This is a genomic window from Pseudovibrio sp. Ad26, from assembly GCF_001623285.1.
In the GTDB taxonomy this organism is placed as follows: domain Bacteria; phylum Pseudomonadota; class Alphaproteobacteria; order Rhizobiales; family Stappiaceae; genus Pseudovibrio; species Pseudovibrio ascidiaceicola.
Map to the genome: position 1 here is coordinate 415,357 of NZ_LMCE01000088.1, position 13,867 is coordinate 429,223.

Genomic DNA, 13,867 nt, shown 5'->3' on the forward strand with positions numbered 1-13,867 from the left:
CACGCCCTACGCATAATTTGGAGACCGGCGTTCCAAGAACGCATTAATCCCCTCCTGCGCTTCGTCGCTGCCTAAAGCCTCTGCCATACTATCTCGTTCCATATCCATCTGAGTGTCAAAGCTGTTATCAGCTGAGGCTTCCACCAATCGTTTGATCGCCCCTTGCGCACCCGCCGGACCTTGCGCAATGCGGTCCGCCAGCAGATGGGCTTCAACCAGAGTTGGCCTGTCACAAATCACGTTCACTACACCCAACTGATGCAGCCGTTCAGCCGAAACAGGTTGTCCCAGCAAACACATCTCTAAGACCAGTTGACGGGGAATAAGCCTGGACAATGAAGCGGTAGCCCCACCATCCGGCGTCAGTCCAACCTTCACATAAGCCAGCGTAAACTGAGCCTGCCGCTCCGCCACCAGGAAGTCACAAGCCAGAGCCAAAGACACCCCAGCCCCCGCTGCTCCTCCATCAACTGCCGCAATCACCGGCTTCGAACAGCCTTTCACCTGCCTCATCAGATTATGGAGCTTTTCAATATTATCTTTCCGCTCAGACATCGTCATCTCACGGCGTTTGACCAGTGTGTTCAAATCACCGCCAGCGCAGAAGTACCCACCCTCTCCCATCAAAATGACAGAGCGTATCTCTGCCTCCTGATTGGCCAGATCCAGAGCCTGTGACAACCCATCATAGTACTCCGGAGAAAGAGCGTTACGGCGTGAGGAGTTGCAATTGGTGACAATAAGACGATCCGCCTTGCGCTCAACGCTGACAAGTGAGGCACGCTTCATGACATTGCCTCTCGCGCAGCTTCCCTCTGCATAGCTCCAACAAAACGTTCCAGGTGGTAGTCTACATCGCCAAGCTGGTGATCCATCATCATCAAACGCTTGGCATAATGTCCCAGAGCATATTCCTCAGTCATACCAATACCGCCATGCAACTGAATGGTTTCTTCGCACACCAGCTGCGCCACACGTCCAATCAGGTTCTTAGCAGCACTCACATGCTTGTCTATCAGGGAAGGTTCCGCAGACAGGTGCCCTGCCACATTAATAAGCGCAGAGCGGGCCTGTTCAATCTCGATCAAGACAGTAGACATCCGGTGCTGAAGCGCCTGAAACTTGCCCAGCGCCCGACCAAACTGCGTCCGCACGCGCAAATACTCAGCTGTCAAATCCTTCGCGGCTTCCATCGCTCCAACAGCCTCGGCGCACAGTGCAACCACACCTGCTGCCCGAGCTGCGTCCAAAGCAGGAAGAACGGCCTTCGAAGTTCCAAGACAAGCAGAGGCTGGAACCACCGCATTCACCAATGCAATATCGCTGGCGTGATAGCCATCCAGATTAGGGTAAGAATACCGCTCCATGCCCGAAGCATCGGCATCAACCAGAAACAGTTGCAGCCCTTCAGCATCACGAGCACTCACAATCAGCTTGTCCGCACTTGGCCCGCCAATCACAACAGACTTCGTCCCATTGAGCCGATAGCCACCTTCAACCGGCTCCGCAGTTGTCTCCACCGCGTCCAGGTCATAGCGCGACTGAGGCTCTTCCAAGGCAGGAACGATCTTGAGCTGCCCTCTGATCACATCCCCGATCAGCGCCTTCTGCTCCTCAGACCCAAGCTCGCTCAGCAATCGCCCAGCCATAACGCCAGAGGCCATCAAAGGCTCCACACAGGCAAACCGCCCCAGCTCCTCAAACACAACCGCAATATCAAAGCCACCACCTCCAAAGCCCCCGTGCTCTTCCGTAAACAGCGCCCCGATCACGCCCAGCTCGGCAAAGTCACTCCAGATTTTGTCCGAACAACCCTGTACATGTCCAACAGAGATAGCCCGTTGTTTTGCATCGTAGTTATCTGACAGGTAGCGATGCAGCGTGTCCTGAAGCATCCGACGTTCTTCACTATGATTGAAATCCATGGAACGCTCCTAAAGGCCGAGGATGGCTTTGCTGATGATGTTGCGCTGGATCTCGTTAGACCCGCCAAAGATGGAAAGTTTGCGGTTGTTGAAGTAGCTCGGGCTCGCAGCAGCAGCATAATCCGGTCCAACACCCTGAGCATTTGCACCGCTGTCCAACGCCTCAGACACAAACGGCATGGCATAGCGCCCAACCGCTCGCCGCGTCAGATCATTGATCGCCTGCCGGATCTCCGTCCCCTTAATCTTCAGCATGGAACTCTCCGCTCCCGGAGCCTGCCCCGCAGCCGCTTTGGCAATCATGCGCAGGTTCGTTGTTGCCATAGCCATCAGATCAATCTCGATTTGTGCAACCCTTGCAGCAAAATAAGGATTGTCCAGCAAAGGTTTGCCGCCAGACATCTGCTTGGCACAAACATCCTTCAAATGAACAAGAGCTGCCGTCGAAAAGCCCACACCTGCAATGTTGGTACGCTCATGGGTCAACAGATATTTGGCGTAGGTCCAGCCCTTGTTCTCGTCCCCAACAAGGTTGGCGACCGGCACCCGCACATCCTCAAAAAACACCTCATTCACTTCCTGCCCACCATCAATCAGCGTAATGGGCCGAACTGTGACACCCGGTGTCTTCATATCAATCAACAGAAACGAAATGCCTTCCTGCGCCTTGACCTCCGGATCCGTACGCACAAGGCAGAAGATCCAATCCGCATGCTGTCCCAGTGTAGTCCAGGTTTTCTGACCGTTGACAACATAGTGCTCACCATCACGCACAGCACGAGTTTTCAGGGAAGCAAGATCGGACCCCGCCTGCGGCTCGGAATACCCCTGACACCACCAGTCCGTGCCATCCAGAATACGTGGCAAAAAGTGATCCTTTTGCACCTTGCTTCCAAACTTCAAAAGCACGGGTGCCAGCATGGAAAGCCCGAAAGGGATCGTACGCGGCGCATGGGCAAGGCAAAGCTCTTCCTCAAAGATATGCCGATAGACTGCATTCCAGCCAGTCCCACCATACTCCTCCGGCCAGTTGATCGCCAGCCACCCTTGCCTGTTCAGCGTGGCATGCCACTCTTCATGATCCGCTTTGGAAAGCCGTTTTCCCAATCTGACTTTTTCTGAGAGCGTCTGCGAAAGGTTCTCTTTCAAAATCGATCGTACTTCGTCACGAAACGCCAACTCATCAGCTGAATAGTTCAAGTCCATATGCCGCCCTCCCTGCTTCACTGGACATAACTGTCGGGAGGACGTGGAACACATGCCCCACCTCATCTCCATCATGAGATCAGAGTATCGCGCACCCATATTATTTCAATATGTAATTTATAATTCCACTATGCAGAATTTACAGTAAGAAACTACCTCGACCTAAGCCATTTCCTCGTGCTGCAAGTTCCTGAAATACGTTAGCCGCGGTTGATCAGAACCGAGGGCAAGCCCAGTGCGCGTTCCAGCTCTTTCACTCGGTCCCGCAATTTAGGCCCAACCTCATTCTGCATGCGCTCATAGCTCAGCATGTCTGGCGTCGCCCCGCAGCTGATTGCAACCGGTTCGCCAAAATCATGAGACCGGAATCCAGTTGAGACCGCATTGATGTTCTCAGCATAACGCTTGTCTTCATCAACAATGATAAAACCTTGTGCCAACAACTGCGAGTAACCCGCATTTCTCGCAGCCTGCAAAGCCTCTGCACCGATGCTCTCATCCCGTCCCTGAATACGCTCGCAAACCTGAGCAAACTCATGGTCTGTTACGCTTGCCAGATAAGCATGACCAGAGGACGAACCAGTGATCGGAATGCGATGTCCCACTTCCAACCAGATAGCAGGTGCTCCCTGTGGTCGCCACGTCTTAGTCAACAGCATCTTGTTTTCATCAAGCACAGCCAACAAAGCCAATGTACCCGTCTCATCAGCAAGCTGCTGCATCATTGGGTTCGCCGCTTCAATGAAGGAAACAGAGGCACTGGCAATATTTCCCAGCGCCAGAGCAGCGGGACCAAAACGATACCGGTCATGACGACGCGCATGGCTGAGATAGCCAAGCTGCTGAAGAGTGAAAGTTAAGCGGGAAACAGTGGACTTCGGAATGCCGGTACGCTGAGAGATTTCCTGGTTGCCCAGCCCATCATCAGAAGCCCGGAATGCCCGTAAAACCTGCAGCCCTCGCGCCAGCGTTGTCGCAAACCGCCGGTCTTTTTCTTCATGTCCGCTCAACACTAAAACCCCACCCCAATCATTTACATCCCTTGCCTAACACACATCATCCACCTCAAAGAACACCAGCACGGCATCCAGCGGCAATTCTCCAAGACAAATGCCGCTCATACCTCCAGCCATTCTCTTCGGATGTCATCGCGCTCACGGAACTCCTCCGGTGTCCCATGATAAACAATCTCCCCATGCCCCATCACATAAACCTGCTGGGCGATCTTCAGGGCAATGGAAAGCTTCTGCTCAACGAGCAAAATAGAAACACCAGCTCGCGCAATCTCTGCAATCAGCTCGCCAACCTGAGACACAATTTTAGGTGCAAGCCCTTCAGTCGGTTCGTCAATAATGATCAGGTCAGGATCTCCCATCAGCGTCCGGCAGATGGTGAGCATCTGCTTTTCCCCGCCAGAAAGCACACCAGCTGCCGTATCAGCGCGAGATTTGAGATTAGGGAACATGTCAAGCATCTGCTCAATGCTCCACCTGCCTGGTTTCCGCATGTCCTTGATACCAAGCAGAAGATTATCCCGCACACTCATCAGGGGGAAGACATCCCGGTTCTCCGGCACATACCCAAGCCCCTTACACGCAATGCTATGGCTCGGCAGGCCAGAGATAGTCTCACCCTTGAACCAGATATCTCCTTTGGGTGCCACCTCTCCCATAATCGCCTTGGCCGTGGTGGAACGCCCCACTCCATTACGTCCCAGCAGCGCCGTCACACTGCCCTTGGGCACATCCATATTCACGCCGCGCAGCACATGGCTCTTGCCATAAAACGCATGCAGATCTCGGACCTTCAGCATTTCACCTCCAGCAGTTCCACTCATGCGCTCATCTCCGCAAAATCTGTCTCATCTCCAAGATAAGCCTCTCGCACCCGCGCACTGCCGCGAATTTCCTCTGGCGTCCCTGTTGCGATGATCTCGCCATAAACAAGCACCGAAATTCGGTCAGAAAGCCCAAACACAACACCCATGTCATGCTCCACGATCAAGAGCGTCTTACCTTCCGTTGCCATCTCGATGAGTTTGATCGCCCTGTCAGTTTCTGAGTGACTCATGCCAGCCGTCGGCTCATCCAGCAAAATCACATCTGCCCCACCTGCAATGGTGATAGCAATCTCCAGCGTGCGTTGATCCGCATAGGTCAGCAGCACAGCAGGCACATCGGCTCTATCCGTCAGCCCCACCTTCTCCAACACCTCGGCAGTCTTGCGCTGCACCTCCTTAAGGTTACCAATATTCCGCCAGAAACTGTGCCCATACCCAAGCGACCACAACACCCCGCAACGTACATTCTCACGTACCGACATATTGGCGAAGATGTTGGAGACTTGAAAACTACGCGACAATCCAAGCCGGTTAATCTGGTGAGGTTTCAGGCCCGAGATCTGCTGCCCAGCCAAACTTATTGTTCCCGAACTTGGCGGAAACAGACCGGAGATAAGATTGAACAGCGTGGACTTGCCAGCTCCATTGGGACCGATAATCGCATGCCGTTCACCTCGGGCAATGTCCAGCGAAACCCCTTCAATGATCTTCGCCGGACCAAAGTTTTTGCGCAGGTCCCTCAGCTGTAAAGCAGGAGCGCTCATGAGCCCATACCTCCCTGCCTGGAAAGCACTTTGAGCGAACCCATGCCAACACCAGCAAGCACCAAACCAACTGCCCATGGCATCATCTGGTCAGGTGCAAGATGGAAACCAAACGGTTCAAAAGCCTCTCCAAACCCATTAGAATGCCGCACAGCCAACTCAACCAGCACAATGACGCCAGCTGCAGACAGCAGGGCCGAAATAGCAAACACCCCAGCCCGCACAAGCCCCTTGCCACTCAGTGATTGCCTTAAGGCAGTCGTCCCGCTCAAAAGCAAACCAGCAAGTCCGCCCGGCGCAAATAAGATCATCCCGATAAACAAAAGACCCAGATAAAGCAGCCATGCCTCTGAATAATCTGAGAGATTGGACTGCATGTAAGTCAACACCACAGCGCCAAGAATAGGGCCTGCAAAGTAGCGAGCACCACCAATGAACGCCATTAACAATACCAGACCCGACGGGATCACGCTCAGGCTTTCTGGCGTAAAGATCTCATAGTTCACCGCAGACATACCGCCCGCCAGTCCGGCGAAACCGCCAGCAGCAATAAACACCAGATATCTAACACGGTTAGGGTTGTAGCCTACAAACTGCACGCGCTCCGGATTATCCCGCACCGCCTGCGCCAACTTGCCAAGTGGCGTGCGGGTGAATGCATACATCAGCGCAACCCCAAGAAAGGTCCAGAACGCGATAAACCAGTACACTTCACCCAAAGGCCCAAGAGACAACCCGAACAGCTCAACACCATTCATGCGATCGCCAGTGATGCCTTCCTCGCCACCGAAGACACTGATAAACATGAAACCGGCAGCAGCAACAAGCTCAGCAATGCCAAGCGAAATCATGGCAAACGGCACACCCGCCCTCCGGCAGGACGGCCAACCAATCACAGCTCCCGCCAGCGCTCCTCCAGCAAAGCCCACCAAAGGCAATGCAAACATGGGAAAGGCTGCCCAGAGCCCCCCATCATAACTGGCATTCTCAATCGCATTCATCCCATGCATGGCTGCATACCCGCCAAGGCCAAAATAAACAGCATGACCAAAGGAAAGCATACCCGCCTGCCCTAACAACATGTTGTAGGACAGCGCAAAAACCATATTGATGCCGATGGCATTGAACAGCGACAGCCATGTTCTGGATGGCTCAAACAGTGGAATACTTAGCAGGATTAAGGCAAGCAGCAAAAGCGGCAGAACCCGCGTCGCAAACTTGTAGCGTGCACTCGGTGCCAGATCAGGCACCCGGTCAAGACTGTAGTCGGTCAAAACTCACGCTCCCCCATCAGACCACGGGGACGCAGCATCAACATCAGCACCAGAAGAAGGAACGGCAACATGGGAGCCAAAGACGCAATCGTAATACGTCCGATATCGCCATCAGCGCTTAATCCGGCAAACGAAAAGATCTCTGCAAAACTGCTATCAATTGAAATGGCAAAGGTCTGAAGAAAGCCAATCAGCAAACTGGCAATAAACGCCCCTTCCAAACTGCCCATGCCGCCGACAACAACAACCACGAAGACAATAGGCCCAATGGAAAACGCCATGGACGGCTCAGTCACCAGATAGTTGCCGCCAATCACCCCGGCCAGACCTGCCAGCGCGCACCCCGCAGCAAACACCAGCATGAAAATCCGCGGTACGTTATGCCCCAGATGAGACACCATATGCGGATGCGTCAGCGATGCCTGAATGATCAACCCGATCCGTGTTCTCTTGAGCAGGTACCAAAGTCCCGCCAGCATGGCGATGGACACAGCCAGCATGAAAATCCGGTAAGCTGGATATTGAGAGCCGAACAGTTCAAAGAGTGAATAATTAAGCTCTGGCGGAATCTCATAGGCAACCGCAAACTTGCCCCAGACAATCTTCACCAGCTCCTCAATCACATAGGCCAGACCAAACGTGAACAGCAGCTCGGCCACATGCCCCCTGGCATGCACTTTGCGCAGGCCCCACTTTTCAACGCAGGCACCAGCCGCTCCAACGCAAATCGGCGCCAGAAATAACGCAAACCAAAAGCCGGTATGCTGGCCAAGCGTAAATGCAAAATAGGCGCCCAGCATGTAAAAGCTGGCATGAGCCATATTGAGAACGCCCATCATACTGAAAATCAACGTCAATCCGCTGGACAGCATGAACAGCAACAAACCATAGATCAGCCCGTTGAGCAGAGCAAAAACAACCGTCTCCATAACATCCCTCAAAAGAAAAGAGCATGCTCAGGCCCGATTGCCCGAGCATGCCATTGTTCAAGTAAGATTGTTAGGAAGGACGACGCATCCTGCACGTCGTCGGAGTTTCAGTCGCCGCTGCCGGAATGGTGATATCTGTTTTAAACCCGAAGCCGGTATTCTCCACATCACGGGCCACGCCCTCAGAAAACGTTGAGATATAAAGCGGTTGCATCAGCTGATGGTCATCCGCCCGCATGGTAACCTCCCCATAAGGCGTCTCATAGGTCATGCCTTCCAGCTCAACCGCAACCTTGGGCACATCCACGGACCCGACCGCATCAACAGCCTTATCAAGCATATTCATCAAGGTGAAAACCCGCTCGTAATAGTAATCGAGACTATTGGTTTTCTCAAAATCATCCACCCGAGCCATCTGCTTTTCAGAGGCCTCAATATTCTCATGGAACTCAGTGATCTGTTTCACCAGGCCAACAGCACTCTGCCCCATCGCAGTCGGAGCCCCCAGACCGCCGCCATAGAACGTCAGATACGGCACCGTATGACCGGAGGCATTCGCCGCTTTCACAAGCAGCGTCATGTCTGTTCCCCAGTTTCCGGTGAACACAACATCCGCTTTCGCACTCATCATTTTCTGCACGTATGGTGTAAAATCTTTAACCTTGCCAATAGGATGAAGCTCCGCACCAACAATCTTGATGTCCGGACGCTTCTCCTCAATCATGGACTTTGCAGCAGCCGTAAACGCCCGGCCATAGGAGTAATCCTGTGCAAGAATATAAGCCGTTTTGATGTCTTTCTGATCCCGCAACCAGTCAGTCAGACCCGCCATTTTCATGTCTACATGCGCATCAAACCGGAAATGCCAGTAGTTGCATTTCTTGTTGGTCAGCGCCGGATCAACCGCCGCATAGTTAAGGAAAAGCACCTCTTCTCCCGGATTACGCTTGTTGTGCTTGGCTATCGCATCGGTCAAAGCATTTGCAACGCTCGACCCGTTCCCCTGTACGATAAAGCGAACACCCTGATCAATCGCCTTCTGCAGCTGTACGAGGCTCTCTTTCGGATTGATTTTATTATCAAAAGCAACCACTTCCACCTGCATGCCGCCCATGCCACCAGCCGCATTGATTTCATCAGCAGCATACCGGAAGTGCTTCACTCCAGCATCGCCCGTACTCCCGAACGGGCCTGATAGCGGATCAATATATCCGATCTTGATTACCTCAGCTTCCGCAGAGAGAACACTGCCAGAAAGCAGAAGTGCGGCTAGACTAGATTTCCAAAAAACACCTTTAGACAAAACAACCCCTCCCCCAAAATGATTTTCATTATTATTTTATTACGGTAATGAGATATTCATCAGACTATATTGTCAAGAAATAAGTAAAACCCAATTCCGCATAGTGACTTAAGCAATTTCGCAGACGAATACAGCATCGTGTCATCTGTTTGAAAACTTCACCGAAAGCTGCTCCCAACAAACATTGCATGCAGTCTGCAAATTTATTCTTCAGTTGATTGTACTTTGTATCAAACAGCACAACACGCCCTTGATACCGCCCCTACAGAATATCCCAGTTAAATCAGTAGAGTTAGGGACAGCTGAATGGGCAACTTCAAAATCATTCACGACTTGATGGTTGAAGTCGGACCGCTTCTGGAAGCCTTGGAGATATCAGAGTACGCAGAAGCCAAAACCTGGACTGTTCTACTGGAAGATTTCCTGATCATCCTGGAAAGTGATGAAGACAATAATATCCTTCATATCTCCACCATTTTAGGGAGCCCTGCGCCAGAAGCCCGAAGGGATACTTATCTTAACGCCCTACGCTACTCAGGGGAACAACAGGTGGAAAACAATTATCGTGTTGGCCTTGTTGAGAAGGACGGTGATCTCGCATTGATCAAAACCGAGTACACCAACAATCTGGATAGAAACAAACTCTACACCACGCTCAAAGACTTCTTGAGCGAAGCTGGCAAACTCAATCTCATGATTGAGACCACACCCGGACCGCAGATCTCCCTGACGGAAAACGCCGGCGAAATCATTTTACCCGCCTGATAAGCGTTTACGAGCAAGGATAACTCCAAATCTTCTTTGAAATTTTTACTCAAGTGTTTGCTGCGGCACACCTGTGGCTTTTTCCAATTGTTAGAAGCGAAAGGTGAATTGGCCTGAAAGCAAGAGCAGGCTGAAATCAGGAGCAGGACGTGCAAAAAATCTTTCAAATGTTGTCAGGGAGAAATGATGTTCTCCTGGCATTTCTTTTGATCGCAATCGTATTCATGATGATCCTTCCGTTGCCGACGGTTCTCGTGGATACGCTCATTGCAATCAACCTGAGCCTTGCGGCGATCCTGCTGATGGCTGCGCTCTACCTGAAAGATGTTGTAGCCCTCTCAGCCTTTCCGTCTATCTTGCTTCTGACGACTCTTTTTCGCTTGTCTCTGTCTATCACGACGACCCGTCTGATCCTGCTTAAAGCCGATGCCGGTGAAATCATCGACACCTTCGGCAACTTCGTGGTTCAGGGCAATCTGGTCGTCGGTATCGTTATCTTCCTGATTCTGACCATCGTAAACTTTTTGGTGATCACCAAGGGCTCCGAACGCGTGGCAGAAGTCTCCGCCCGTTTCTCCCTTGATGCGATGCCCGGCAAGCAGATGTCGATCGACTCCGACATGCGTGCTGGCCAGATCGAACTGGATGAAGCCAAGCGCCGCCGCACCAAGCTGGAAAAAGAAAGCCAGCTTTACGGTTCCATGGACGGTGCGATGAAGTTCGTAAAGGGCGATGCAATTGCAGGCCTGATCATCACCGCGGTTAACATCATTGGCGGCGTCATCATCGGCACCTCCCAGCATGGCATGAGCGCTGTTGATGCTTTGGATCGTTACACCATTTTGACCATTGGTGATGGTCTGGTTGCTCAGATCCCGGCTCTGTTCATCTCCATCACAGCTGGTTTCATGGTCACCCGTGTAAGCACAGAAGATTCCAGCGACCTTGGATCTGACATTGCCAAACAGTTGAACAGTGAACCAAGGGCCCTCATGATTGCAGCGACAATCATGGTCGGCTTCGCGCTTATTCCTGGCTTCCCAACTTTCATCTTCCTGCTCCTTGCAGCAATCTTCGGCTCTGTTTCTTTCTTCTCCATGCGAAAGACGAAATCTCAGTCCGCTAGAAAGGATTCGCAGCAACTCTCAGCCTTTGCGCCCGCCATAGCGCCTGAAGGCGAAGCTATGATGATGCCCGACGAGGACATGGCGACCGAGGTGGAAGCCGCCCAGGATCTGGCCATTACAATCACGGTTCCACTCATTGTCGATATCTCGTCCTCAGTCAGGTCCACACTCAACCCGAAGAAGCTCGACAGAGAAGTCGCAAAGGTGCGCAAAGCGCTCTATTTCGATCTCGGCGTCCCCTTCCCCGGCATCAAACTGCGCCTCAACGAAAGCCTGCCGGAAGGCGAGTACCGTATCCTCGTCAACGAAGTCCCTGTTGCCCGTGGCGCAGCGCGCTCCGGCTATTTCATTGCCCGCGAAACACCGCCAAACCTCGCTATGTTCAACATTCCTTATGAGGAAGGCGACAGTTTCCTGCCAAACACCCCGTCCTTCTGGGTAAACAACCGACACTTTGAACAAGCAACCCGCGCTGGCATCCAAACCCTGACACTCACCGGCATGCTCAGTTTGCATCTGGCTCATGTGCTCAAACAGCACGCCGCAGAATTCCTCGGCATTCAGGAATGCATGTTCCTGCTCAAGCACATGGAAGGCGACTTTGACGAGCTGGTGCGCGAAGTAAACCGCGCCGTCCCTCTCATCTCATTAGCCGATGTTCTCAAGCGTCTGGTGCGAGAGGACATATCCATCCGTGACATGCGCACAATCCTGCAGGCCATCGTCGAATGGGGCCAGAAGGAAAAAGATCCGCTCATGTTGACGGAACATATCCGCATGGCATTGAGCCGCTACATCACGCACAAATACTCTGCAGGCCAGCACATCATTCCGGCATACCTCATCGACAAGGACATCGAGGATGAAGTTCGCGGTGCCATCAGACAAACCAGCGGCGCATCCTATCTGGCGCTTTCGCCGGATACACACCGTCAGCTCATCACTGTCATGCGCAGCGCGATTGGCGATAATTTGGCACACAACGGTATCGCCCCGGTCATTCTGGTCCCAATGGATATTCGCCGCTTTTTCAGAAAAGTGATCGAGCGCGACTATGCCGATCTGGCTGTGCTGTCCTTCCAGGAACTGGCACCAAACGCCAATATCCAGCCATTAGAAAAAATCAGTTTACGCGGCAAGGTTGGCACCCTACCAGCCTGATCCCCGAATACCGCGTAAAATCTGCCCTTTGCCCGGGCAGTAAGGTGGAACCCGAATAACCATAATCAGAAGCCCCAACTTCGGGTCATCGGGTTCCACCTGTTCTTAAAATGTTGGGAAGAAATCATCATCCTCGTTGATCTCAGCACCGTACTCCCCATCATCAAACTGAAAATCCTTATAACCATCCTTTTCGGTCGCTCCAGCTTTTAGTCCCTCCTCCAGAACCTTAAAGGCATCGGCAACCTGATTTGCAGGATTTTTCCAGAATACGATCTGACCAAAAATCATTGCTTCTGAGTAGGTCCCTAAAGACGTAAGCACTTTTGCTGCATCATCTTTGTTGAATAGATTTCCGTCTGGTTTAATCAGTGCAAGGTGCACGCCTTTTACCTTGGTGCCGTCTCGCACGGTAACGCCGATGCAAGAACTGAAGCCGGTGAATTTGATTTCCCCTTCCCCGCATCCAACTTCTCGCTCAGCTATAGCCATGATATCCACAGCCTCTTTCAAACTTCCATCTTCCGGCAGGATCAGATCTGGCTTGGAGGCATCACCATCAACGGCAGGAACATCTTCAGGCTTAGACGGCTCCTGAACTTCTGCTTCCACTTTTTCTTGAGCAGCTGTTTTTTCAGGCTCCGTAACGTCATCTTTAACCTGCTCGTGGACGCCATCGGGTTCTTTTTCCTCAGCCTTTTCCTCGCTCTTAACGTGGTCCTGACCGACAGCTTCCACCTGGTCCTGAGAACCGGCTTTCAGCTCTGGCTGTTCATTGCCGTCTGGTTGATCACCAGTCCCAACAGGCTCTTCATCAATTACCTGAGCTGGGATTTCCGGGTTAACACCAATGTGTTTCAAAACATCAGTCGCCCATTTTTCGTGCTCAACACCCATTCTTATTCTCCGAAAAGTTACCCACCAAGTCTCGCGGGGACACTTTAAATTCACATGAAGGTGGAGCATCCATTTTTGTACTAATCCAACCCAAGTCTCAGCAACCCGCCATACAAACACCAATGGCACCGCATGGCCTTCCATGCAGTGGTGGAATTTAGGGTCCCGAGATACGGGAGAGGCAAGGCGAGCAGGCAGTGCCTGCGCTAGGTATTAAATTAGTTTCTTCGGCATTGGCTGTCGCCTTGCCCGGGCGTTTTTGTATGAAACAAGGTCTCCACCGAAAGGCATTGGGAGCAGGTGCCTACCCATCAACGTGAGGCCTCACAAAACACAAGGCTTTGCTTCGAAACTCACCTCTTTGGGCAGTTGCTGTAAAGGACAGTTTGACTTGTCCCTGACAGCTGCAGCTGCCAGTGTAGACGCCCATCGGGTGACCAGCTTCCGCTTGGTCCCTGCACTAAAGACTTTCAAGGGGTGTTTCAACGGACCCGCCGGAGGATGCGTTATGTCTCCCGGTAGCCCCGCCCAGCCCACGGGGAGCTGACGGTCGCTCCGCCAGCTGCCCGTGTACGTGGACACGAGATAATCTTAGGGCTGGCGGAACCTGGGGGAATAAGTTTTTGATGCAAACGCGACAAACGACAGCGTATCTCCGAAAAGTGGAAACCGGTTT

12 protein-coding genes are annotated in these 13,867 nt (G+C 52.4%); 2 read left to right on the forward strand and 10 right to left on the reverse strand.

Annotation, left to right across the window (positions count from 1 at the left end; all coding sequences use genetic code 11):
* Positions 1 to 6 precede the first annotated feature (6 nt).
* From PsAD26_RS19085 to PsAD26_RS19125, 9 genes are all read right to left on the reverse strand, one after another.
* Positions 7 to 789, reverse strand: a complete 783-nt coding sequence (locus tag PsAD26_RS19085) for an enoyl-CoA hydratase family protein (RefSeq protein ID WP_063311699.1) — start codon at positions 787 to 789, stop codon at positions 7 to 9.
* The gene (locus tag PsAD26_RS19090; protein WP_063311700.1) at positions 786 to 1,925 is read right to left on the reverse strand and encodes an acyl-CoA dehydrogenase family protein; all 1,140 of its coding nucleotides are present in this window, start codon (positions 1,923 to 1,925) and stop codon (positions 786 to 788) included. The genes PsAD26_RS19085 and PsAD26_RS19090 overlap by 4 nt, the downstream gene beginning before the upstream one ends.
* Positions 1,926 to 1,934: 9 nt before the next feature.
* A complete protein-coding gene (locus tag PsAD26_RS19095; RefSeq protein WP_063311701.1) occupies positions 1,935 to 3,131 on the reverse strand; it encodes an acyl-CoA dehydrogenase family protein in 1,197 nt (398 codons plus the stop codon).
* Between the two features lie 200 nt (positions 3,132 to 3,331).
* The gene (locus PsAD26_RS19100) at positions 3,332 to 4,144 is read right to left on the reverse strand and encodes an IclR family transcriptional regulator (RefSeq protein WP_084403742.1); all 813 of its coding nucleotides are present in this window, start codon (positions 4,142 to 4,144) and stop codon (positions 3,332 to 3,334) included.
* A 104-nt stretch (positions 4,145 to 4,248) separates the two neighbouring features.
* Positions 4,249 to 4,944 carry an ABC transporter ATP-binding protein gene (locus PsAD26_RS19105; protein WP_063311774.1) on the reverse strand — a complete coding sequence of 232 codons (696 nt, stop codon included), beginning with the start codon at positions 4,942 to 4,944 and terminating at the stop codon, positions 4,249 to 4,251.
* Positions 4,945 to 4,964: 20 nt separating this feature from the next.
* A complete protein-coding gene (locus PsAD26_RS19110) occupies positions 4,965 to 5,735 on the reverse strand; it encodes an ABC transporter ATP-binding protein (RefSeq protein WP_063311702.1) in 771 nt (256 codons plus the stop codon).
* Positions 5,732 to 7,009 (reverse strand): branched-chain amino acid ABC transporter permease, encoded by a 1,278-nt coding sequence (locus PsAD26_RS19115; protein ID WP_063311703.1) that lies wholly within the window; start codon positions 7,007 to 7,009, stop codon positions 5,732 to 5,734. The genes PsAD26_RS19110 and PsAD26_RS19115 overlap by 4 nt, the downstream gene beginning before the upstream one ends.
* Positions 7,006 to 7,938, reverse strand: a complete 933-nt coding sequence (locus PsAD26_RS19120) for a branched-chain amino acid ABC transporter permease (RefSeq protein WP_063311704.1) — start codon at positions 7,936 to 7,938, stop codon at positions 7,006 to 7,008. Before PsAD26_RS19120 ends, PsAD26_RS19115 begins: the two co-directional genes overlap by 4 nt.
* 70 nt (positions 7,939 to 8,008) lie before the next feature.
* Positions 8,009 to 9,241, reverse strand: coding sequence for a branched-chain amino acid ABC transporter substrate-binding protein (locus PsAD26_RS19125; protein WP_063311705.1), 1,233 nt, complete (start codon positions 9,239 to 9,241; stop codon positions 8,009 to 8,011).
* Positions 9,242 to 9,547: 306 nt separating this feature from the next.
* Here PsAD26_RS19125 and PsAD26_RS19130 point away from each other — a divergent pair, with 306 nt between their 5' ends.
* Positions 9,548 to 10,006, forward strand: a complete 459-nt coding sequence (locus tag PsAD26_RS19130) for a type III secretion system chaperone (protein WP_063311706.1) — start codon at positions 9,548 to 9,550, stop codon at positions 10,004 to 10,006.
* Positions 10,007 to 10,155: 149 nt separating this feature from the next.
* Entirely contained in the window at positions 10,156 to 12,294 is a 2,139-nt protein-coding gene (gene sctV, locus PsAD26_RS19135) for a type III secretion system export apparatus subunit SctV (RefSeq protein WP_057464013.1), read from the forward strand.
* Positions 12,295 to 12,399: 105 nt separating this feature from the next.
* Here the strand turns inward: sctV and PsAD26_RS19140 are convergent, their stop codons facing one another.
* Entirely contained in the window at positions 12,400 to 13,191 is a 792-nt protein-coding gene (locus PsAD26_RS19140; RefSeq protein ID WP_063311707.1) for a hypothetical protein, read from the reverse strand.
* Between the last annotated feature and the right edge of the window lie 676 nt (positions 13,192 to 13,867).